Raw genomic sequence first — 23093 nt, 5'->3', positions numbered from 1 at the left:
CTCCTTTTATGTCTGGAACTCTTAACCGACTTTCCGAACCCTCCTTGTTGCAATGACCTCAGTATCGCACCCGGCAGGAGCCGGCAGGACCACGTCGCCGATCTCCACCGGTGCTTCCAGAGACACCTTCCGGATCTCATCCATCACCTCCCGTATTTTTGCAAGGGGTATGGGGCGGCTGGTCCGGACGCTGGCAAGGGGAAAATCGCCGCAGCACACCGGCACGCTGGACGCGATGGTGCGCATGGGGTTTTCCACCTCCTGCCGGGCCCAGGATTCCCCCCGTTTGCACACGTTTCCCTGAACCCTTGTGACCACAGGCGTTTCATCATTGTCCACGTCAACGACGATAGAACAGCCGTTGGGACAGACCACGCAGGTAAATTCTCTCGTGCTCATTCAACCGTCACCTCCAGGGAGGAACAGCCTGAAACAGCTTCTTTCTTCAGGTCGATCCGGATCATTTCCGCCGGGTGGAGCCGCATCTCCCGCTTCCTGGCGATCTCCCTGCCGCCGTCCCGGACCACCACGCAGCGGTCTCTCCACGGGGCGGATACCCGCAGGGAAAGGATCAGATCCCTCTCGCCCGAAACAGCCTGGGGAAGGGTGTACCGCACGCCGTTCCCCGGCCTCACAGGAATGGGGTTCGGCAGGGCACAGCGTCCCTCCCGGACGAAACAGGCCGCGAACCTGCCCGCTTCCGCCGCTTCCACGGAGACCCAGTCCACGAGGTCATGGACGTGGAGGACGTTGCCGCAGGCGAATATGCCCGGGACGGACGTCATGAAGGAATCGTCCACCACAGCCCCGCCGGTCACGGGGTCCATCCCGACCCCCGCCTCCCGTGTCAGCTCGTTTTCAGGGATGAGCCCCACGGAAAGCAGCAGGGTGTCGCAGGGAACGTACCGTTCCGTTTCGGGAATGGGGGCCCGGTCCTCGCCCACCTGGGCCACCCTGATGCCTTCGAGGCGGCCCTTGCCGACGATGTCCGTCACCGTGGTGTTGAGATGGAGAGGGATGCCGTAGTCGTTGAGGCACTGCTGGATATTCCGGGGAAGGCCGCTGGAATAGGGAAGGATCTCGAAGACCGCCTCCACCTTCGCGCCCTCGAGGGTCATTCTCCTGGCCATGATGAGGCCGATGTCGCCGGAGCCCAGGATACAGACCTTTCTCCCCACCATAATGTTCTCGAGGTTCATGAAGTTCTGGGCCGCACCTGCGGTGTACACCCCCGACGGGCGGTGTCCCGGAATGGAGATGGCCCCCCTGGTGCGCTCCCGGCACCCCATGGCGAGTATGACAGCCCCCGCCTCGATGCGCTGGTAGGTTCCCCTGGTGCTCACCTCAAGAACCCGGTCCGCCGAAAGGGAAAGAACGATGGTCTCCTCCATGGCGGCGATACCGAGTTCCCGGAACCGGTCGATGAACCGGGCGGCATATTCGGGACCTGAGAGGGCCTCCTTGAAGGTGTGCAGCCCGAAGCCGTCGTGAATGCACTGATTCAGGATGCCGCCGAGAATGCGGTCCCGCTCGATGAGGAGCACGTCGCCGCATCCTGCCTCCTTCGCCGCCACGGCCGCCGCGAGACCGGCCGGTCCGCCGCCGATGATCACCACGTCCCTGCGGACTGCGGGAATTGTTTTCCTCTCGCCGTTCATCGGGCAGCTCCTCCCTTCCCGGGCCGGACGTTGCCCACGAACAGGGGCGAACCGGCGCTTCGCTTCAGAAAATCCTCCGGCTTCCAGCCGAACTCGTCCCGAAGGATCCGGGTGATGCGGGGGACGCAGAATCCTCCCTGGCAACGGCCCATGGAGGCCCGGGCCCTGTACTTGATGCTCACGAGCGTCCTGGCGCCGAGAGGGTTGCTTATGGCGTCCAGGATCTCCTGCTTGGTGATCTTTTCGCACCGGCAGATGATCTCTCCGTAATTGGGGTTGTCGGCGATGAGGGCCGCCTTTTCGTCCGCCGGCAGCTCGGAGAAGAACAGGGGGCTGCCCGGCCGCACGGGATTGAAGGAGGGGTCGGGAATGAGAGGGATATGCTTCTCCACCATTCCCCGGACCATCTCCGCGATGGCGGGAGCGCAGGTCAGCCCGGGGCTCTCTATGCCCACCAGGTTGATGAATCCCCGGACGTCCTTCCGGTCCTCGATGACAAAGTCCTTGTTGCCGCCCACTTCGGGGGGCGTCTGTTTCGGGCGGATGCCCGAGAAATTCCGGATATAGTCAGTCATGCGGATCTCGGGAAGGAGTTCCCGTCCCTCCCTGCGGAGTTCCTGCATCACGTCGGCGGTGCAGCCGTGGTCTTCGGGGTCGTTGAGGTACTCGGCGCTGGGGCCGATGAGGATGTTGCCGTCCACGGTGGGCGTCAGGTGAATGCCCAGCCCGGGCGCGTTCTTCTTCGGCGCCGGGTAGATCAGGGCCTTCAGGGTGCCGTCGAGGCGCCTGTCCAGGACGTAATATTCGCCCCGGCAGGGATAGATCACGTAATCGGTGATCCCCGCCATACGGCACACCTCCGCGGAGAAGAGTCCGGCGGCGTTCACCAGGACCTTCGCAGTGAAGGTCTCCCCGGACCCGGTCGTTACGGACCAGCCGCCCCCCGCGAGGGGGGAAAGGGCGGTCACGCGCTGCCCGAGGTGAAAATTCACCCCGTTGGCGAGGGCATTTTCCGCCAGGCCGATGGTAAGCCCGTAGGGGGAAATGATGGAACTGCTCGGGGAATGAAGGGCAAGGGTCCCTTCCACTCCGGGCTGGATCTGCTGCATCCTTTCCCTGCCGATGAGCTCGAGCCCCGGGACGCCGTTGGCCTCCCCCTGCTCCTTCAGCCTGCGGAGGGTGGCTTCATCCTCGTCGTCCAGCGCCACCGTCAGCTTGCCGATCCGCTTGATCTTCACCTTGAGGTCCCGGCAGAGATCGTCCATCATACTGTTGCCCTTCACGTCGAGAACCGCCCTGAGCGATCCCGGAGCGTAGTTGAAGCCTGCGTGGAGCACACCGCTGTTCCGGCAGCTCGTCCCCAGCCCGACATCCATCTCCTTTTCGACGACCGCCGCCCTCACCCGGAACCTGGAAAGTTCCCTGGCGATGGCACAGCCCACCACCCCGCCTCCAATGACAAGAACGTCGTACTCCTGAGCCACCCTGTAACACCCGCTTTCAAAGCATCTGGTCGACCAAGGTATTCCAATCAAACCGATTTTATATTATCATGGTGGCGGGAAGGGAGACAAGGGGAATCAACAGAAAATTTCAAGTTCTTTTTTTAACTTTTTGTCAGGCCCGAAAACCATTCTGAACCGCGGGGAGGACTCCATGAACGAAACGCGAAAGGACCTGATCAGGCGCTTGACGGACCTTGTGTCACAGGGCAACGTGGTGACCGGGGGAAAGCTGCCTCCGGAACGGGAGCTCGCCGCCCTGCTCGGCACCACCAGGCCCCTTCTGAGGGAAGGCCTCATCGCCCTCGAAGCCCTCGGCCTGCTGGAGATCAGGGACAGGCAGGGAATCTTCCTCGCCGAGGGGAACCCGGATGAGATCAAGAGAGTTCTCGGCCAGGCCCAGGTATGGCCAATGGAAGTGCTCTCCCAGGTCATGGAGATACGGCAGCTCCTGGATCCCGGCGCCGCCGCCCTGGCAGCCCTCCGTCGCAGGGAGCGGGACCTGGAAAAAATGGACGAATGCATTTCCATGCTCGAAAAGATCCACCGGGAGCAGGACCCTCACGAGGCTCCTCTCGGCGCCTACTGGAACACCGTCCTCCACGCCACCATCTTCAGGGCAACGGGGAACACCCTGCTTTCCAGGCTCTACGAATCGCTCCTCGAAATGTCCGAGAAAGGAATTTCCGCCATGAGGATGGAAGTGCTCGACTCGGCGGCCCCGGACCGGACGGAGAAAATTCTCGAGCAGCACCGGGTCCTCGTGTCGGCCATAAGGGCCCAGGATCTCCTCCGGGCCCGGGAGGCCTCAAGACTCCACCTGAAGTTCACCATCGACACTCTCGTGGACCTGAGCCGGGTCACCCCTATCTCCAACTTCTTCGCCCAGAGGATGGATTCCGTCCTGAAGTAAAAAGTGCGGCGGACCGCCCGATTCCGGTCCGCCGCAGCAATGTCATTCCGCCGGGATGATCCCCGTTTCTTCTTCCGCCCCCCCGTCCTTCGACAGGATGAACCGGGACAGGAGGTTCCGCATGTGCTCGGCCCTGTCCGCCATGGCCGACGCCTCCCGGGCGACCCCTTCCGAAGCGGCCGCCGTTTCCGCGGAGGCTCCACGGATGGCGTCCACTCTCTGGACCACATCGATGGTGGCATGGGACACCTGGTCGATGGCCCCGGCCATTTCCTCGCTTGCGGAAGCCTGGGACCGGGAGAGTCCCGCGATGTGGGCAATGGTTTCCTCTATCCTGGCAATTTCTCCGAGCACCCCGGACAGCCTGCCCTGGGCATCCGCCGCTTCGGCCACGGTGGACTGCATCACTCTGCCGGTCTCTTCCGTCACTTCCATGGATTCCCGCGCATTTCCGTGGAGAGTGGTAATGAGGGCCGCCACTTCCCGGGCCGCCCGGCTGGAGTCCTCTGCGAGCTTCCGGACTTCGTCGGCCACCACGGCAAATCCCCTGCCTGCCTCCCCGGCCCGGGCGGCCTCGATGGCGGCATTCAGCGCCAGCAGGTTCGTCTGGTCGGCGATGGAGGTAATTACGGTGACAAAACCGGAAATCTCCTCCACGGATTCCGCAAGGGCCCGGATCTTCTCCATGTTCGTTCCGGACTTCCCGCCGGCGGCGCGAACTTCCCGGATGACCTCCTCCACTCTCTCAACCGCCTCCTTCGCCATGGACGCCGTCTGGTGTGCCGCCTCCACGCCGTCGGAAGAGGCCTTGGCCGCCGCCTGGGCGCCTGCGGCCACTTCCTCCACACCTGCGTTGGACTCCTCGAGGGCCGCGGAGTTGCTTTCGGAGATGGAGGCCACCTGCTCCAGGGAACCCCTCACTTCCTCAACGGAGGCGTTGGTCTCCTGGGAGAGGGCTGCGAGGGTTTCCGCTCCCCGGGCCACCTCTTCCGCAGCGGCCACGATCTCCCTGACGGCTTCAGCCTGGCTTGCCGTCATCCTGGCCAGGGCATCGGCCAGGGTGCCGATTTCATCGGAGGAATCATACCGGAAATCATCCCTCGCCACGGTCAGGTCGCCGTTTCCGGCCCTCTCGGCCAGGTTCACGGCCCTTCCGAGAGGACGGGTGATCATGCGGGTGATGATCACCGCCACCGCCATTCCCACCAGCACCGCGATAAAAACCGAAAGGAGGAGCATGTTCGAGACGCTCCGGGCCTGGTCGGTCACCACTCCCGATATCTCAAGCGTTCTGTCGACGCTGAATTTCATCACGTCCCCTGCCGCCGCCAGAACCGCTTCCCCCGCGGCGGTGCGCTCTCTGCCCAGGTTTTCCAGGTTCGTCCAGGCCGCTGAAAAGTCGTCAAGGGCCTGTACGTACTCATCCACATCCTTCCCCGCTCTTTCGAGGTTCCTGATCAGCTTTTCATCGAAGGCGGTCATCCTGACTTCGGCCAGAGTACGGCGCACCTCCTCCAGGTCCTTTTTCGCCTGGCCGATCATCTCGGTTTTCTTGTTCGCGATGGCCGTGAGGGTCTCGTACTCCGCCCTGTGAACGGCCTCCACCAGCGTATCGAGAAGAGCTATGTTCTCTAGCCTCGTGGGGACGTTGCCCCGGGAGACGGGGTCGTCCAGATCCTTTTCCAGGGCGTCCTTTTCGTCATACAGAAGATCGTAGGCAATCTTTCGCATGGACTCCCCCGCCTCCGCGGCCTTCCGTCTCTGGGTGGCCATATTGGCGATCAGTTTCTGGGATTCCTCAAGCAGCCTCCGGTATTCGGCAACCTGCTCCTCCGACCTCTTCACCCCTTCGGCAAGCCGTTCCAGCCCCGGGTGGGCCGTGGCATGCTCCCCGGCTCTTTTCAGAACCCCGTCAATAGCCTCGAAATCCCCCTGGGCCGCCTGGAGGTCCTGGAAGCTGTCCGCGAGAACGTAGGTACGGATATGGAGCATGAGGTTCTGGGCGATATTCTCAATTTCATTGGAAAGTTCGATTCCCGGGACATACCGCTGTTCGAGAGTGCCTACCTCGGAAATCACGCTGTCCATGTTGCGCCAGGCAAACCACCCGGCCGCGGAAAAAATGACCAGGACTGCAGCGAATCCGGCTGCGAGCTTTGTCCCTATCTTCATGTTCTTCAACAATCGTATCACCTCAACGAAGGAGTATGGCGGAAGGCCCCTTTTCCCCGTTGCCGTGGGCGCCCCGGGGCCTTCCGGAATGACAAAGACTATACCATGAATTATTCGTCAGCAAAAGAAAGGGCCTCCGGATGCATCCGGAGGCCCTTTCTTTTGCTGCGGTCAAAATTTTCAGCCGATCCAATCCCGGAGGACCTCCAGGGCTTCAGGGAAGTTCTCCCTCCCGACTCCGATCCGGAAATGGTTCCAGTCAACGTCGAACACAAAATCGGGAAGCACCATGAGGCTTTTCTCCTCCACGGCGCGTTCGCAGAAGTCCCGGACGGACTGCGGGCCGAGAAGTTTGGGAAAGGCAGTGGAACCTCCTTCCGGCTCGAACCATTCGAAACGGTCCTTCCGGCGGGTGAAAAATTCCCTGGCAAGGGGGAGATTTTTCTGCACTATGGCCCTGCACCGCGCGGCAAGCTCGTCCCGCCTCCGGAGGGCCGCGATGGCCAGAATTTCGGAGGGAGCGGAGGAACAGATGGTGGTGTAGTCCTTCAGTGAAGCCACCCGGTCGAGAAGCCAGCCGTCCTTCGAGGTGATCCACCCGATCCGCAGGCCCGGCAGACCGTATGTTTTGGAAAGTCCCCCGAGAGCCGCGCTCCTCCTGTACAGGGAGGGAACGGAAGGCAGCCGCTTTTCCGGATCATGCTCCAGTCCGCGGTACATCTCGTCGGAAAAAAGGAAGATGCCTTTCTTCGACGCGAAATCCACCACGGCGGACAGCTCGTTTTCCGTCGGGAGAAAGCCGGTGGGGTTGTGGGGAAAGTTGACGACGATCAGCCGGGTATTCTCCTTTGCCGCTTCCTGGAGGAAGGGAAGATCGAGCTTCCACGCCCCGTTCTCCTTTTTGAGATACCACCTGGTGACCTCGCACCCGAGGGACTTGGGAATCTCGTAGAGGGACTGGTAACAGGGGCTGAGGATGATCACGTGATCCTTCTCGTCCAGCAGGGCGTTCATGGTGAGGAAGATGCCTTCCTCGGGGTTGAGCACCAGGGTATCGCCAGGGGTCACCCCTGCTGCTGCGGCAATCTCCTCCCTAAGCAGGGGGTGCCCCCTGGACTCGGTATACGTCAGGCGGAGGTCCCTCCACAGTTCGGAAATCCCGGGACCGCTCCCCTCGAGCAGCTCTTCCGCCCGAAGGGATTCGCAGTCCGAGGGGCTCAGCAGATGGCGAACCGAAAACTCGTATCTGGCGAAGTACCGCTCCAGAAGAAAATCCCGCACCTTCATTCAATCACAGCCTTCTATAAAAAATTCCGGACGGACCGGTCATTCCGGCTCATTATAACCGTCTTCCCGGTTCGATGGAAAGGGAAAAGATGAGGAAAACACCCTTCCTCTCCTCTTTTGCTTCTTCTCCCGTCATCCGGCTGATGCCGGGGAAGAAAAAGGCCCCCGAAGGGGGCCCGGCGCTCTTTTTGAATCATTTTTTCCTTTTTGCCGATACTGCGGACACGGGAACCAGCCCTCCGACTTCTTCTCCTGTCCGGAACCGGGAAACGGCCCGCTCCATGGCGGAGCTCAGATTCACCAGATCCTCCGAGGCTGAAGCGATGGATTCCACCACCTTCGACTGCTCCTGCATGGCCCCGGCGATTCCGGAGACCTGTTCCGCAATTTCGCCGCTGCTTTTCGCCACGTTGTCCATGCCCGCCGTCATCTCTTCGGCGCTGGCCGACTGCTCTTCCATGGTGGCGGCGATGGTCTGGATGTTTTCCGCCACGTTGTTTACCCTCCTGACAACGCCGGCTATGAGGGTACTCGTCTCGTCGGCCCTGGCTACGAGATCCTTCAGGATCTTCGACGAGTTGGCGGAATCCCTGAGGGCACTGTCGGTGCGGCTCGAGATCTCGCCGATGAGCTTTCCCACCTCGCCCGCCGCGCGGTTGGATTCCTCGGCGAGTTTCCGTACCTCTTCCGCCACCACGGCAAATCCCCGTCCGGCTTCTCCGGCCCTCGCCGCTTCGATGGCTGCGTTCAGCGCCAGGAGGTTCGTCTGGTCGGCGATGGACGTAATAATGCTCACGAAACCGGAGATGTTCTTCACCGTGCCTGCAAGGTTGGTCACAGCACTGCTCACCTCTTCGCCCGCCCTTGCCGTTTCGCTGATCAGGCCGGCCATGTCTTCGACAGCCCTGCCGCCCTTCTGGGCCGCATCGGAGATATGGGCCGCTTCTTCCCCGGCTTCAACCGCGGCCTTCGCCCCCGCCTGGGCGCCAGCGGCCACTTCTTCGACTCCCGCGTTGGTTTCCTCCACAGAAGCGGCGGCGGATTCGGTGTTTGCGCTTGCCTTCTCCGCCATAGCCATCACTTCCTCGATGGAGGCCGTGGATTCCTCGGCTGCGGCGCTCATATCCTCCGCCCGGGCAAGGACATCCCGGGAGCTCTTCGAAATTTCCTTCATCGCCCCGGCCACCAGGGTGATCATGGAGTTGATGCCATCCACAAGCAGACGGACTTCCGCCAGGCTGCTCCGGAGGTCCACCGTGGACGTCAGGTCACCTGCCGCCACGAGCTCCATCTTTTCAGCCACACGCCTGATGGGTGCGGCAATGCTTCCCGCCATCCAGAGGGAGACGGCGATGACCAGCAGTGCCACCACGACCGCAGCGATGATCACCGTATTCCGTATGGCCCTTACCGGGGCCAGGAACTCCGCCACGGTGGAAGTCATGCCGAGGACACCCCCGACAGTGGGGACGGGGAAGAAAGCCACATACTTGTCATCCCCTTCGAAGAAGTAGGCAGCAAGGCCCTGCTGCCCGGCGAGCCCCTTCTTCATGGCGTCAGCCAGTTCAGGGGTTATGGCACCGGCAGCCTTTGAAGTATCCAGCACCCCGATGTGCCCCTTGTTCGGATGGGCGGTTATGATGCCCAGCCTGTCGGTTACGTAGGCGTACCCCGTGGCCCCCCAGCGGACCGGTGCAAGGAAACCGTCAAGGCCCGCCACGTCGAAGGCTGCCGCGAGCACTCCGGCCCGTTTCCCCTGGGATTCCACCGGAACGGCAAAAATCACCGCATTTTTTCCCGCACTCTTCACAACCGTTACCGGTGAAACATAGGTTTTCCCGTCAGACAACACTTTCTTCACCCCGTCGCTTCCGGAAAAGTCCGTCATTGCCCCGGTGAGGTGTTTTTCGGAGCCGTCAGGAGACACCACCCAGATGTCCACAATATCGCCGTAGATCTTTGACGCTTCCGCAAGGCCCGGTTTCTGGGTCTCCCACTCCATGCTCCTGACGACGTTTCTCTGGGACTGGAGGATCAGGAAATTCAGCCTCTCCCGAAAGAACATGTCCGACTCCACCGCCAACCCCTTGCCGAGGGCAAGCCCTTCCTTCTCCGCCGCGGCAACGAGTGCCCTGTTCGAACTGCTCACCGCAAGAAAACCGATGACCGCCAGACCTCCGAGACTCAACACAAGAAAAATGCCGAGCAGCCTTCCTCTCAGAGTGTTCATTTCTACTCTCTCCCCCTTCAGTTTTTCATGCCATTTTGGATCATGCATCATGCATACTTTATCACTTTACCACACCACTGTTTTTTCTCCATATTGTTATATTTTTATCTTTCATCTCCTCCTGACGCTTTAGTTTTTGCTCATTTAGTTTTTTTTCAAATTACCCGTTTTTGCTCATTTACCGTTCCCGCAGACTTTTCTCGCACCGGGGCCGCTTCTTCTCACCGGGTACTGTTTTCTTCCCCGAGGCAAAAAGTGCCCGGTGCTTCTGTAACGAAAGTTCCGTTTCTTGAGACTTCATTCAAAACCCCTTGATTATTTAGTGTTCGTGATTACAATAACAAATACACAGTACCCTACGTTCAAAAAATATCGAATTCAGGAGGAAGTCTGCTATGGTCACGAAGAAAGCCCCCCGGGAAGACGTCCAGGTTCTTGATTCCGTCCAGTCCATCCGCGAATCCATCGATGCCGTGGTGGCCAGGACCCGGGCGGCCCAGCGCCGCTTCGCCACGTTCTGCCAGGAGAAGGTGAACGAGATCTTCTTCTCCGCCGCCATGGCCGCCAATGCGGCCCGCATTCCCCTGGCGAAAGCCGCTTTCGAGGAGACGGGCATGGGCGTCCTGGAGGACAAGGTCATCAAAAACCATTTCGCGTCGGAGTTCGTCTACAACAAGTACAGGAATGAAAAAACCTGCGGTGTCATCGAAAAGGACGAGACCAACGGCTACTTCCGCATCGCCGAACCCATCGGGGTGCTGGCGGGGATCATCCCCACCACGAACCCCACGTCCACAGCCATCTTCAAGGCTCTCCTGGCCCTGAAGACGAAGAACGGCATCATCTTTTCCCCCCACCCGAGGGCGAAGAAATGCACCGTTATGGCCGCGAAGCTGATTCTCGACGCCGCGGTGAAAGCCGGCGCCCCGGAGGGGATCATCGGGTGGATCGACAACCCCACCGTGGAAGGATCCCAGTACCTCATGGCCCACCGGGACATCAGCATGACCCTGGCCACCGGCGGCCCCGGCATGGTCCGGGCAGCCTACTCCTCCGGAAAGCCCGCCATCGGCGTGGGGTCGGGAAACACCCCGGCGGTGATCGACGAGACCTGTGACATAAAAATGGCGGTGAACTCCATCCTGCTCAGCAAGACCTTCGACAACGGCCTCATCTGCGCCTCGGAGCAGTCCGTGGTGGTCTGCGACGACGTCTACGACGCCGTGGCGGCGGAGTTTACCCGCCGGGGGGCGGTCATCCTCGACGGGCAGCGGCGGGAGATGCTCCGGGACATCCTCCTCACCGACGGGCACCTGAACACGGACATCGTCGGCCAGCCCGCCTGGAAGATCGCGGCCCTCGCCGGCTTCGAGGTTCCCGAGACGGCCAAGGTCCTCATCGGCGAAGCGGAGGTCATCGGCAGGGACGAGCCCCTGAGCTTCGAGAAGCTCTCCCCGGTCCTCGGAATGTACAGGGCGAAGGACTTTGACGACGCCGTGGAAAAGGCCGCGGCCCTGGTGGAATTCGCCGGTATGGGGCACACGTCGGTGCTCTACACACGGCCGGAGAACCGGGACAGGATAAAAAAATACAGCCGCAGGCTCTCCACGGGCAGGGTGCTCATCAACATGCCGAGTTCCCAGGGAGCCATCGGCGACGTGTACAATTTCAGGCTGGAGCCCTCCCTCACCCTGGGATGCGGCTCATGGGGAGGGAACAGCGTGAGCGAGAACGTGGGCATCCGGCACCTGATCAACGTGAAGACCGTGGCAGAACGGCGGGAGAACATGCTGTGGTTCCGCATCCCCTCCCAGGTCTACTTCAAGCCGGGCTGCCTGGGCGAGGCCCTGAACGAGCTCGCCGGCCGGAAGAAGGCTTTCCTGGTCACCGACAGGCCCCTCCACGACCTGGGATACCCGGCAAAGGTCATCGCCCACCTGGAGCGCCTCGGCATGGAGGTGGAGGTCTTCTGCGACGTGAAGCCCGATCCCGACCTCACCACGGTTGACCGGGGACTGGAGCGCATGAGGGCTTTCAACCCCGACGCCGTCCTGGCCCTCGGAGGAGGCTCTCCCATAGACGCGGCCAAGATCATGTGGCTGCTCTACGAGAATCCCGACGTGAAGTTCAGCCAGCTCGCCATGCGGTTCATGGACATTCGGAAGAGGGTCTGCCGGTTCCCCTCCCTGGGAAAGAAGGCGATCATGGTGGCCATTCCCACCACGTCCGGCACGGGGTCGGAAGTGACCCCCTTCGCCGTGATCACCGACGACGCCCAGGGCATCAAGTATCCCATCGCCGACTACGAGCTGACTCCGGATATCGCCATCGTGGACTCCGACCTGGTGCTCTCCATGCCCCGCTCCGTGACCGCAGCATCGGGCATCGACGCCGTCACCCACGCCCTGGAGGCCATCGCCGCCACCACGGCCACGGAATACACCAACGGCATCGCCATGGAGGCCCTCCGGATGCTCTTCACCTCTCTCCCTGCCTCCTACCGGGACGGCGCGGCGAACCCCGAAGCCCGGGAGCAGGTCCACAACGCCGCCACCATGGCGGGCATGGCCTTCGCCAACGCCTTCCTCGGCCTGTGCCACTCCATGTCCCATAAGCTGGGGTCGGCCTTCCACGTGGCCCACGGCGTAGCCAACGGCATCCTCATCACCGAGGTGATCCGGTTCAACAAGACGGGCTCTCCCCGGAAGCAGGCCGCCTTCCCCCAGTACAAGTACCCCGAGGCGAAGGCGAGGTACGCCAGGGTGGCCGACTATCTCGGCCTGGGGGGCACGGACGAGGACGGGAAGGTGGAGAATCTCATCGCCGCCGTCGCAGCCCTGAGGAAATCCCTGGACCTGCCTGCCACCATCTCCGAGGCGGGAGTGAACGAAGAGGAGTTCATGGCGAAGGTGGACGAGCTGAGCGAGCTGGCCTTCGACGACCAGTGCACGGGGAACAACCCGAGGTATCCCCTGATGTCCGAGATACGGGAGCTCTATCTCCGGGCGTTCAGATAGAGCAAAGATTTACGCCCCGGAAAACGTAAGGCTGCACCAGGCGCAGGCAGCGGGGAACATCTCCCGCTGCCTGTTCATTTTGCGGCCGTTTTCCGGTTGACTTCCAGGGCCCTTTGTCGTTTCATTATTTTCAAGACTGCCCGAGGGCATTAAAACGGAGGTTCCGCCATGACCGAACGCAGGAGAACCGGAGCGCTGATGCTCTTCCTTCTGTTCCTCGGGGCCGCTCTCTTCACGGCCCTTCCCTCATCAGCCTTCACCCCGCCTCCTCTTCCCGGAGACGAAGAGGAGATCGCCCCGCCGCCGCCCCCCGTCTTTGGCGAGGAGGCCCCGGAACCGAAGAAACCGGAGCAGGAGGTAAAACCTGCGCCTCAACCCAAGCCGGAGCCGAAACCGGCACCCAAGCCGGCTCCCAAACCGGCCCCGAAACCGCAGCCGAAACCGAAACCCAAGGCGGAGACCAAAGAGCCGTCCTATACCGTGGAACAGCTCTTCCGTATGGGAATGAACGCCTACAAAGGTGAGAACGGGGCAGTCAAGAGCTTCCCGGAAGCACTCAAGTGGTGGGGCCGTGCAGCTGCGAAGGGACACGCCGTGGCACAGTACAACATGGGTATCATGCACAAAAACGGCGAGGGAACGAAAAAGGATTATAAAAAAGCCCGGGACTACTTCCTCCAGTCGGCCGGGAACAAGTATTCAAGCGCGGCGGAGCAGCTCGGCCATCTCTACTACGGTGATTTCCTCGGAAAGCCGGACTACGGGGAGGCTGCCCGCTGGTACGAACAGGCCGCCCAGAAAAACAGGGCTTTCGCCCAGTTCCGCCTGGGCCTGATGCATTATAAGGGGCAGGGGCGGCCCAAGGACGCCATGAAAGCCTTCTACTGGTTCGACGAGGCGGCGAAGAACGGGTTCATCGACGCCATGGTAAACCTGGGGGTCCTCTACGAAAAGGGCGAGGGCGCCGTCTTCAGCAGGGAGAAGGCCTTCCACTGGTACAAGCAGGCCGCCGACAAGGGGTCTCCCCTGGGCATGGCCTATCTCGGCATGGTCTACTACCAGGGCAGGGGCGTACCGAAGGACGAGGCGCAGGGCATCCGGCTCCTGGAGCAGGCGGCGGCGAAGAACCTCGCCTACGCCCAGCGGGAGCTCTATAAAATCAACCAGGTGAAGTACATGAAGTACCGGAACGTAAAATAATCGTTCTGAAAAAACGGGGCCCCTGAAGGGGCCCCGTTTTTTTCACTTTACCGTGACAGTCTTCAGTATGGCTTCCAGGGTTTCCTGTTTTCCGCCCTTTCCGCGGAAGAGGACGAGGGCCACGCCCCTGTTGCCGCCAAGGGGCGGGAAGAGAAGGTTCACCGCTCCGTCCTCGTCCGCCCGGAGCACCTTCGCCCCTCCGAGGGAGACCGTCCGGGCACCGCGGAGCTCCTTCTTCGCCTCCCCGTACTTCTTCGTCACCCCTCCGGAGACCCCGTGGACCGGATTGTCGAAGCTCCCCTGCCAGTAGACGTGAAGCTGTTCCACGTCATGCTCCTTCATGGTCTTCCCGTTCCATGAGGAGGGGATGCCGAAGGAAACGTTCCCGACGGTCACGGATTTCCAGCCTGCGGGCAGCTTTCCCGCCCCCTTGTCTGCCGGCTTCTGGTCAGGCGCCGGGACCTGTTTCGGCTGCACCTGCTGAGGGGTTTTCGGCTGCGGCTGTTGTGTCCCGGACTGCTTCTTCATCCTGGCGATGTAGTCCTCCAGCTTCCGGACGTGCTCCTCCACCACCGGATCCGGTGAAATGGCCAGGCCTTCCCGGTATTTCTCCAGGGCCTCTTCATAACGTTTTCCCTTCTGCAGCTCCGCCGCCCGGCGCCAGATTGCCTCCGCCCGGGCCCTCGCGTCCGCCGAAGCCTGTTCCTGCCTGCGCTTCCGGTCGGCAATGAAGTCCTCGAGCTTCTTCACGTGATCCCTGACTGCTTTGTCGTCGTTGATTTTCAGGCCCTCCCGGTATTGTTCAAGGGCCTCTTCATACTTCTCCTTCTTCTGGAGTTCCGCGGCCTTGTTCCAGACCTCCACGGCCCGCTTCCGGGCGTCTTCGGCCCGGGACTTTTCCGCCTCGGCCTTCATCCGCGCCAGTTCCCGCCCGATGGCGGGATTGCCTGGATCCAGTGAAGCCGCCCTTTCCATGGCCATGACCGCCCGGTCACGGCGGGCGGCGTTCCACTCGTTCCGTCCGGCCTGGTACTCCCTCGCCGCCTGGATTTTGTCCTTTGCCACGGTCACGGGAAGGGTCACTTCCGCCCGACCCGCTTCCTTTCCCCCCACCTTCGCCACGACAGTGACGGTCAGTGAACCAGTTCCGTTCAGGATCACCGAGGCGGTGTCCCAGGACGCGAGGCTGATTTTTCCCGGCCCGTACACGGACCATTCCCAGGTCACAGCTTTCGCGGGGGAGACAGCGGCCTTGAACGTGGCCGTCTGCCCTTCGATCCACTCCTCCCGGGGAGGATAGTCCACCCGTCCGTCGGGCAGCACGATCTGCCCTCTCTCGGAGAAGGCCCGGACCCTGACGCTGAGGTCCAGGGGCCGCACGGGGACGGTCCCCGAAAGCTCCGCCGCCGTTTTTCCTCCCTTGTCCCGGACGGCGACCGACACCTGGACGGGATCGAGCCCGCTCACGGGACCGATAAGGGCGCTTCCTCCTTCACGGCCGTACTGCCGGGCGGCGGGGAAGGCCGCCTTCCAGTCAAAATCGAACACTTCGTCGGCGTTCACTCCCGGCGGGAGTTCTACGGCAGCACGAAAACCGTCGCCCGGGGTCACGTATTCCGGAAGCACCAGGGAAAGGTCCGGCACGCCCACCGTCATCCGCACGGGATCGGAGACGCCGAGGACCACTCCTCCGGCCCCCCGCACTTCGGCCCGGATGTCCGCGGCGCCCGGCCGGACGGCCCGGCCGCTGAACCCGGGCCCCGTCCCCTCCGCGGGGTTCCACTGCACTTCCGGGTTGCCGGAGAGGCGGATCCGCGGCACCGGTGACCGGTTCACCTTCGATCCCGGAGGGGAGAGAGGGTAGTCCACCCGGCAGGAGACCGTTTCCCCGAGAATCGCCCGTTGGGGGATGCCGGATATGGCTACGGTGAAGGGCTTCACTTCCACATCCCGGTTCACCGTGACCTGCCGCCCCGCCGAATCCAGGACCAGCAGGGTGAACCGGAACGTCCCCGGCCGGTCGGGAATGAAGGTGTGAATATCCCCCGACCCGGTAACCGGACCTCCCCACCGGAAGGTATAGGGGGGCTTGCCCCCTTCCGCGGAAGCGGAGAGGGTGATTCTCCCGTTCACCGTCCCGGGCTCGGGGTCCGCCCTGACGGCCCCCTTCAGGGGAGGAACCTTCAGCTCGGGGGGCAGCTCCATCACGGGGAAAGAGACGGAAGCCGCGCCCAGAAGAAGGTCCTCCGTGTCCCGCACCTCCACCCGGGCCGATGCCGTTCCGGCGGCGGTGCCGTACAGAGTCGCCTCCTGCCCGATGCCCGAAGACGCCAGGGACGTCTCCGGCCCCGGAATCCACTTCCACCGGAGATCCTTCGGCGCATCGGCGTCCTTCACTTCCGCCTTCATCCGGACGTGCTCGTCCCGGAGAAAGGTGTCCTTTTCCACGGTGCGGAGGCCCTGCCCCTGCACCCATTCCTGCGGTCGGGGTCCTGCCGGGCCGAGAACCGTCACGGCCACTTCGTACCCCGCCACCTCCACGGCCAGCGTTTTCTCCGCCAGAGTCTCCCCTCCCGGACTTCTGGCCTCCGCTTTCAGGACGTATTTCCCCGCCTCCCGGGGGAGGAAGGAATATTCCGTGGAATCCGCGGCTTTCGTCCCGCTGCGGGACGCCTTTCCCTCCAGGGTCCACACGACGAAGGCCCCTTCCGGCAGTCCGGGCTTCGCCCCGGCCTTCGCTTTCACTTCCTCCCCTACCTTCGGCTTCGGGGGCATGGCCGTGACGGTCAGTTCAGGCCCCACCACTTCTATTTCGACCTGTTCCGATTCGCCGAGGGTGCCGTTCCCGTCCAGGGCAACGGCCCAGACGCGAACCGTGCCGGGTTCGGAAAAGACGGCTTTCGTCCGCCCCTCCTCCGATTCCGGAGGGGAAAAGGAGACCTCCGTGGACGGCTCGAACCGGAAGAACATCTCCACTTTCTTCGCTCCCTCCGCCGACGCCAGGAATTCCACGGGCGTTCCGGCGACCACGGGGCCTGCCGGAGGACTCACCCTCCGGAGCGTCACGGCCGCGTCCTTTTTCTCTTCCCCGGCTGCGTCCGCCGGTCCCGTGGTCCGCTTCGGGTCAGGGACCACCCGGATACTCGCCAGGATGGACCGGAGCTGCGACATGAGCCCCCGGGCGAACCGGGCCGTCTCGGGGTCGTCCTCGGGGATGTTGTCCTCAGCGAGAGAGAATTTGATCTCCGAACGGAAGTCGAGGGCTGCCTCTCCCCTGATCACCAGGCCGTTCAGCACCACCCGGCCGCCGGTGACGAACCGGCCGTCAGGGGATCGCTTGATGTTGTACGACGGGCCCTGCACGGCGAGATAGCCCTCGTAGCCGTCCACGACGACCCTCTCGAGGATTCCGTACTGGTTGTTGGTCTCCACCTGCTTCTTCACCGATTCGATGGTCCTGCCCCTCCATGTGCCGATCTGCAGGAGGAACTCACCCCGGACGCTTCCCCGGGACGTATCCTCGTCAAGGGTGAGAAGCACCCCCTCTTCGTTGGGGCCTCCCGCCCACGACGCGGAAGCTGCCACGGAACAGCCCATGGGAAGGACCTCCACGGACCTGTACGCTTCGGCGAGAGATTCCATGGGGGCTCCCTTCTGGTTCCCCCGCAGCTTCCGGTAGACGGTGACGCCCACGCTGCCCCTCACGCCCCGGGTGTTCTGATGGGGGGTGAACTGGATCTCCGTCTCGGGACGGGCTGTCCGTTCTCCCCCGCCGCCGCCGAAGCCGTCGGTTCCTCCAACGGTCTCGCCGAGGATGACGAAAGACCGCCGTCCCCGGCTGGGGTCGCTGCTCCACCGGAAGGAGTCGGCGGCCTGTTCGGCCATGCCGGGGGGCAGAAGAGCCTTCACGGTCACGATCTCTCCCTCCATGACCGTCGCCGGAAGTTCGAGCCTCAGCGTTCCGTCGTCTTCAGCCGCTCCATCCTTTTCCGGTCCTTCTTCGGCGTCTCCTGGAACGGCAGGCTTCCCGCCGTCCTTTTTTTCCGGGTCCGAAACGGGCTTCTCCGTGTCCGCCTCCGGTTCCTCCTCTTCGGGACCGGGCCAGGAGGGCTCCGTGATTTCGATGAGCCCCGACTCGGCGGCCGCCGTCCGCCCCTTTCCGTCCCGGGCGGTCACCCGAAACCTGAGAGACTGGCCCGCCAGGCCGCGAGCGGACTTCACCAGCCGCCTCCCCGCCACGGCGGCTCCGGAGCTCCATCTCCGGGAGACGCTGTCCCACTCGTGCCATTCATACTCCACGCCGTCCAGGGGATCCTTCACGGCGAGCCGGATCGTTTCGGTATCGCCCACCTTCGACGGGTGGGGTTCCAGCGCCACGGACAGCGAGACCTCCTTGACGACCGAGATCTTCCGGGACGCCGATCCTTCGAAGAGCACCGTCCCGTCAAGGACCTGGGCGGCGTAGAAGACGATCTCCGCCGTCTTTCCCTCCCAGGGAGCCGTGTCGAAATGAAGGGCGTCCCCGTCCCCGGCGAATTCCCCGTTGACGGACCACTGGTATTTCAGGGTTCCTCCCCCCTTTCTCGGGAAGGCGGTGCCCGAAAACCGGAGGGGTGTTCCGGCCGCGGCCTCGGTGATATCAGGTTCGAGGAGGACCCGGAGATCTCCGTCGGCTCCTCCGGGAGGCAGAACCTCCAGGGAAAGGGCGGATGCCGAGACGAAACGGTTCTTCGTCCGTGCCTCCACCCGGATCTCCACGGTCCGCCCCTCGTAGCCCACTCCGTCGAAGGATATGGTCCGTTCCGCCGTGGAGGCGATCCGCCTCCCGTCCGCGAACCAGATGTACCATTCGAACCCTTCTCCTCCAAGACCGAACTCCTCCGTCTCCGCCGTGAGGGGAACAATTTCCCCCGCCCGGAAGGAATCCACGGGGCAGGTCAGCCGCAGCCGCGGACGGGGCGTATCGGCTGCGGAGAGGACGGTCACCGGGTGAACGGCCCGTACCCAGTCGGCTCCGGGAAGATCGGCGAGGACATGCACTTCCAGGACCTTCTTTCCCGGGGACGAGGGAGTCCACCGGATGCGGGACGTCGTGTCCCCCTCAAGGGCCTCCCCGTAACCGCCGGAGGCGAACTTCCAGTCGTACCGGGCCGACCGGAGCTCCCTGTCCAGGACGACAGTAAAAAACTCTTCCATCCCCTCGCCCACGGTGTCCGGACCAGAAATCCGCACGCCGGGAGGGGTCTGCCTGCTGCGGAGGGATTCGAGATATTCCCTGTATTCGCTGATCATCCGGCGCCGCTCCGGGGTACCGGAGGGATAGATCAGGGCCCCCGCCCTCGTCCGGACTGCGGGCTGCAGGGTCTTTTCATCGGCCCCGTTCCGGCCGACAATCTCCTCCACGGCGGCGGCCGCCTCCCGGAGGGCCTTTTTCGCCTCCCCGAGGTCTTTCCGGTCCTCTTCGAGGACGATCCGGATCGACTCGGGAGAGCAGGAGGGCTTCCGCACCAGGATGAAAAAGGCGCTCCACCGCTCCCGGAACTCCATAAGGGCGCCATGGACCTTCAGCCACTCTTCCCAGTCGGCGATAACCGCCTCCTGGGCTTCCCGCCCGCTTCCGGTCTTATCGAGAAGGGAGCCGCCGCAGCCCAGTTCCTCACCTATCTCCCGCAGTTTCTTTTCGTTCGTTCCCTGGTCGAAGGCCTTCCGCTTTTCCAGCTCGGCGATGACGTCGGCGAAGTACTGCCTGGTCACCGTTTTCACCTCCGAAACGTACTTCTCATACAGCCGCTCCCCGTACAGGCTGAGGTTCAGGTATCTCCGGGGCCAGACGGGGATGCCGCTCTGCCCGTCGGAGAGCTCCTTCCGCGCCAGGAGTTCGTGGTACATGGCGATGGACGGGTGGGTCCTCACCTGGGGCACGAGAATGTTGGAGATCTTCGGCACCAGTTCCGGCAGGGTAAAGGCCTCGTCCCGCCCCACGGTGACCGCTCCTCCGCCGGGAAGGCTGTACGTTATGGACTTCACCCTCCACGTCCCCTCCCGTGTCGGTTCGAAGGCCGTTCCCTCGTACAGTGCATCCACCATTTCGTCGTACTGCCACTGCTGCCATGCGCCCACATACCACTCGGCGGCGGCGGTTCCCATGCCGTAGAGGGCCTCGGGGACGGCGAGCGTGGGGAAGAGAAGGTAGACCACGCCGATGGCCGCCCTGGTGTAGTTCTCCATGACCACGGCTTCAACGATATCCCCTCCCGGAACCCGGGACCGGAAGAGCTGGGTTGCCACGTTGGACACCGATTCGGACATGTCCTTCCCTTCCCGGAATCCGCTCACGTAGGCGTAGAGCTCCTGGCCCAGGTTGACGGCCTTGAAGGGAAGGGAGTTCCCCGCGGCGCCGAGGATGGACGCGTTGAGCCGGTCGTTGATCCTGCCGATGGGTATGGTTACAGCCCGGGTCTTTCCCCCGGGGCCGGGAAGAAACACTTCCGGGTTCATGGCCCGGAGACGGGCCACCGTGTGGTTGTCGAGGTAGTCAAACCAGTTGTTGAAGGCGTCGATCGCCCCGTCGGCGGTGGTGTAGGCTCCCTCGAAGAGGCGCCACGCCATGCCGAGGGCCAGGTCGAGGGAACCGGGCTTTTCGGCGGCCAGATCCAGGTAGCGCTTCATCCGCTCAAGCTCCGACGCGGGAATGTTGAGCACCGTCACCTTCAGGGCGTCGGCGAGGGCGATCATGGTCTCGTGGGCCTTCGGGGGAAAGTCCACTCCCTTCTCCACGTAGGCCTTGAAGGTCTCCTCGAGCTCCGAGAGCAGTTTTCTCCGCTCCCCGTCCTTTTCCGCGGGGGTCCGTGCGTCGTCGATGAGCTTCAGCCGGGCGTCAATGCCCTTGGACACGTTGTCCCGGATCAGGGCGGAAGCCCGCTCCCCGAGGGAGAGGATCGCCCGGTCGAGGCCAGCGAAGTCCCGGGGATCCCCGAGGAGCGGTTCGCTGATCTCCAGAATGCGCTTCAGCCTCTGCCCGCCGTCCAACCCCCTGTTCTGCTTCACCAGGGTCACCTGCCGGGCCCAGGCAGCCAGGGCCGTATCGCCGAGGGGACCTTGGGCGATGGCGGCGCTCCGGTCCACGTACTTTGCCAGCTTGAGAATCTTCTCGTGGTAGGCAAGCCGGGCCTGCAGAGCGTCGGTGGTCATGTGGCGAAGCATCTCAAGGCTTACCGCGGGCTCCATGTCCGGGGTCATCCTGTCGGGAGGCTCGTCCATGAGGCGGGCGAGGTCGTCCGGGGCGCCGCCCCTCATCCGGAGGTTGTTCTTCAGATTGGCGAAGATGAAGACCCGCTCCACCGGGTCGGAGACATCCCGGTAGCCCACCTCCCCGTTTTCCAGTACAATCTCCTGCAGCCGTCCTCTTTTGAGGGAGTCCATCTCCGCCCAGTCCGCGGCGGGCTGGGTGATGTACACGTCGAGGGTGGCCTGCCGGTGGGCGGTAACCAGGGCGTCCAGGGACGTCATGTCCAGGTTGAAGCTGTCCCGGATGGAGGAAGAGATAAAATCCCTGAGGGCGGCGGCGTTCTCCGCCTGGGCCGCCAGGGTGGAGATGTCGATGTCCCCCTCGAACCGGAGCTCTCCGTAGGATTCTCGGGACGACGCGCCGGCATCCATGCGGACGAGATAGGGAAAATCCGGATGGGCGTCCCTGTACCGCCGGACCCCCTCGGCGAAGGCACGCTCGACGCCCTTCCGCCGCACGTCCATGAGGGACCGTTCCGCTTCCCCGAAGGTCCGCTCCCATGCCTCAAGGGCTCCGGGAAGGGCATCCGCCGGGGAGAGGGCTTCCGTCTTCCGCAGCTCTTCACCCCGCAGTCGGATGAACTCCTCCTTGAAGGCCATCACATCTCTCATGGCCATGCCGTCCCGGCCGAGGGACCGGAAAAACTCCATGCCGTCAAGGTCGCCGGCCAGCACGTTCCGGAGCCTCGACTCGAGAAGGCTGTATGCTTCGGAAGGCTGGGCCGGCGGCCTGCCGATGGGGTTGACCTTCAGCCAGTATTCGTTCTCCCGGACGGAAGGGGCGGCGTATCCCCCACACGGGAGGAAAAGAACAACCAGAAGTATCAGGACGGAAAACAGGGATCGCTTCATGGGGGACACCTCCGAAAAAAGGTTCCGGACCGGGAGCACCGGCGGAAAAAGAAAAAGCGGCCCCTCCGAAGAAAGGGCCGCCGTCGGATCAGTCGAGTACCACTGAAAAATCCACCAGGAGCGCCTTCCCGCCTGAAAAGGTCACCTCCAGGGAGGCGTAATCCGCCTCGTCGGACCAGCCGAAGACCGCGCCGTCCTGGAACTGGGGCGGACCGAGCTCCAGCAGGACCTGCCGGGGAGAAGCGTCCAGTCTGACCGCCCTGCCGAGAAGGTAATCCCCTTCCGTCACCCTGGCACCGATGAGAGCCCTGCTGTCCTTCGTTGAGAAATACCGGAGTTCAAGCCCCGGATAGGACAGCTCGGTGAATGTCACTTTGTAGGACGGATCGTGCCGCCCGGGTACCTCCCGGTCATTCCGCGAAAGGGGCTTTCCCAGCTTCCGCACCGCCTCTTCCGGGGTACTGCCGAACCTCTCCTGGGTGGCCAGGTAAAAAGAGTCAAAGGCAAGCCCCTGGGCTCCGGAGACACTCCCCGACCACTCTCCCTGGGGTAGGGGTTCCACGTACTGTCCGTAGACCCATCCTTCCACCACGGGACCGTCCGGATATGGAACCCTGGCAATCACCAGGGACCAGGGAAAGGGGTCGGCCCCCTGCTCCTCACGCAGCACCACGGCGGTCTCCCCGCCGGAAAAACGGCCGATAACCCTCCCGGTTCTCGATGCCTCGGCACGGATGTTCACGGACGATCCCGTGATCCTCACCAGAACCGGATCCATCTCCTCCGGGCATGCGGCCGGGGCCGCAAAAAACAGTCCGACCACTGCCAGGTACACTTTCAATTTTCCGGTGAACATCGCCATCGCCCCTTTTGGAAAAGTCTGCGTTTTCAGATCCTCTCAAATACTATATACCACCTTCCGCCGTCTGGGAAGATTTGACACTCCCGCTTCAGGAGAATACTATGAGCCAAAAG

At 63.0% G+C, this 23093-nt stretch carries 11 protein-coding genes; 3 read left to right on the top strand and 8 right to left on the bottom strand.

Annotated elements, in window-relative coordinates; all coding sequences use genetic code 11:
- Window positions 1–21: 21 nt before the first annotated feature.
- From C8D99_RS00150 to C8D99_RS00140, 3 genes are read right to left on the bottom strand one after another with little or no spacing between them, the layout of a single operon-like run.
- Window positions 22–399, bottom strand: coding sequence for a DUF1667 domain-containing protein (locus tag C8D99_RS00150; RefSeq protein WP_133955124.1), 378 nt, complete (start codon window positions 397–399; stop codon window positions 22–24).
- Window positions 396–1658, bottom strand: coding sequence for an NAD(P)/FAD-dependent oxidoreductase (locus tag C8D99_RS00145; protein WP_133955122.1), 1263 nt, complete (start codon window positions 1656–1658; stop codon window positions 396–398). Before C8D99_RS00145 ends, C8D99_RS00150 begins: the two co-directional genes overlap by 4 nt.
- Window positions 1655–3142 carry an NAD(P)/FAD-dependent oxidoreductase gene (locus tag C8D99_RS00140; RefSeq protein WP_133955120.1) on the bottom strand — a complete coding sequence of 496 codons (1488 nt, stop codon included), beginning with the start codon at window positions 3140–3142 and terminating at the stop codon, window positions 1655–1657. Before C8D99_RS00140 ends, C8D99_RS00145 begins: the two co-directional genes overlap by 4 nt.
- Before the next feature lie 172 nt (window positions 3143–3314).
- On the opposite strand from C8D99_RS00140, the gene C8D99_RS00135 reads away from it, so the two are divergent.
- On the top strand, window positions 3315–4073 hold the full coding sequence (locus tag C8D99_RS00135) for a FadR/GntR family transcriptional regulator (RefSeq protein ID WP_133955118.1): 759 nt from the start codon (window positions 3315–3317) through the stop codon (window positions 4071–4073).
- A gap of 42 nt (window positions 4074–4115) precedes the next feature.
- Here the strand turns inward: C8D99_RS00135 and C8D99_RS00130 are convergent, their stop codons facing one another.
- The 3 genes from C8D99_RS00130 to C8D99_RS00120 form a co-directional block, all read right to left on the bottom strand.
- Window positions 4116–6245, bottom strand: a complete 2130-nt coding sequence (locus tag C8D99_RS00130) for a methyl-accepting chemotaxis protein (RefSeq protein ID WP_243833802.1) — start codon at window positions 6243–6245, stop codon at window positions 4116–4118.
- 180 nt (window positions 6246–6425) lie between these two features.
- Window positions 6426–7532 (bottom strand): aminotransferase class I/II-fold pyridoxal phosphate-dependent enzyme, encoded by a 1107-nt coding sequence (locus C8D99_RS00125; RefSeq protein WP_133955114.1) that lies wholly within the window; start codon window positions 7530–7532, stop codon window positions 6426–6428.
- Window positions 7533–7725: 193 nt separating this feature from the next.
- Window positions 7726–9762 carry a methyl-accepting chemotaxis protein gene (locus tag C8D99_RS00120; RefSeq protein WP_166669930.1) on the bottom strand — a complete coding sequence of 679 codons (2037 nt, stop codon included), beginning with the start codon at window positions 9760–9762 and terminating at the stop codon, window positions 7726–7728.
- Window positions 9763–10157: 395 nt separating this feature from the next.
- On the opposite strand from C8D99_RS00120, the gene adhE reads away from it, so the two are divergent.
- Complete coding sequence (gene adhE / locus C8D99_RS00115; protein WP_133955110.1) at window positions 10158–12779, top strand: bifunctional acetaldehyde-CoA/alcohol dehydrogenase; 2622 nt, start codon at window positions 10158–10160, stop codon at window positions 12777–12779.
- Between the two features lie 168 nt (window positions 12780–12947).
- Window positions 12948–13979 carry a tetratricopeptide repeat protein gene (locus C8D99_RS00110; RefSeq protein ID WP_166669929.1) on the top strand — a complete coding sequence of 344 codons (1032 nt, stop codon included), beginning with the start codon at window positions 12948–12950 and terminating at the stop codon, window positions 13977–13979.
- Window positions 13980–14021: 42 nt separating this feature from the next.
- On the opposite strand, the gene C8D99_RS15095 is transcribed toward C8D99_RS00110, so the two are convergent.
- Together C8D99_RS15095 and C8D99_RS00100 are read right to left on the bottom strand one after the other, a co-directional pair.
- Complete coding sequence (locus C8D99_RS15095; protein ID WP_166669928.1) at window positions 14022–22118, bottom strand: hypothetical protein; 8097 nt, start codon at window positions 22116–22118, stop codon at window positions 14022–14024.
- 88 nt (window positions 22119–22206) lie between these two features.
- A complete protein-coding gene (locus C8D99_RS00100) occupies window positions 22207–22980 on the bottom strand; it encodes an SH3 domain-containing protein (protein ID WP_133955106.1) in 774 nt (257 codons plus the stop codon).
- Window positions 22981–23093 lie beyond the last annotated feature (113 nt).

Origin of the sequence: Aminivibrio pyruvatiphilus (genome assembly GCF_004366815.1) — a bacterium.
Taxonomy (GTDB): Bacteria; Synergistota; Synergistia; order Synergistales; family Aminobacteriaceae; genus Aminivibrio; species Aminivibrio pyruvatiphilus.
The sequence above is the reverse complement of the archived record's forward strand: the minus strand, read 5'-3'. Positions and strand labels throughout refer to the sequence as shown.

Excerpts from the sequence above, each read along its gene's own strand:
- C8D99_RS00150 (WP_133955124.1), bottom strand. The coding sequence starts at position 399 with ATGAGCACGAGAGAATTTACCTGCGTGGTCTGTCCCAACGGCTGTTCT.
- C8D99_RS00145 (WP_133955122.1), bottom strand. The coding sequence starts at position 1,658 with ATGAACGGCGAGAGGAAAACAATTCCCGCAGTCCGCAGGGACGTGGTG.
- C8D99_RS00135 (WP_133955118.1), top strand. The coding sequence starts at position 3,315 with ATGAACGAAACGCGAAAGGACCTGATCAGGCGCTTGACGGACCTTGTG.
- C8D99_RS00130 (WP_243833802.1), bottom strand. The coding sequence starts at position 6,245 with ATGAAGATAGGGACAAAGCTCGCAGCCGGATTCGCTGCAGTCCTGGTC.
- C8D99_RS00125 (WP_133955114.1), bottom strand. The coding sequence starts at position 7,532 with ATGAAGGTGCGGGATTTTCTTCTGGAGCGGTACTTCGCCAGATACGAG.
- C8D99_RS00120 (WP_166669930.1), bottom strand. The coding sequence starts at position 9,762 with ATGAACACTCTGAGAGGAAGGCTGCTCGGCATTTTTCTTGTGTTGAGT.
- adhE (WP_133955110.1), top strand. The coding sequence starts at position 10,158 with ATGGTCACGAAGAAAGCCCCCCGGGAAGACGTCCAGGTTCTTGATTCC.
- C8D99_RS00110 (WP_166669929.1), top strand. The coding sequence starts at position 12,948 with ATGACCGAACGCAGGAGAACCGGAGCGCTGATGCTCTTCCTTCTGTTC.
- C8D99_RS15095 (WP_166669928.1), bottom strand. The coding sequence starts at position 22,118 with ATGAAGCGATCCCTGTTTTCCGTCCTGATACTTCTGGTTGTTCTTTTC.
- C8D99_RS00100 (WP_133955106.1), bottom strand. The coding sequence starts at position 22,980 with ATGGCGATGTTCACCGGAAAATTGAAAGTGTACCTGGCAGTGGTCGGA.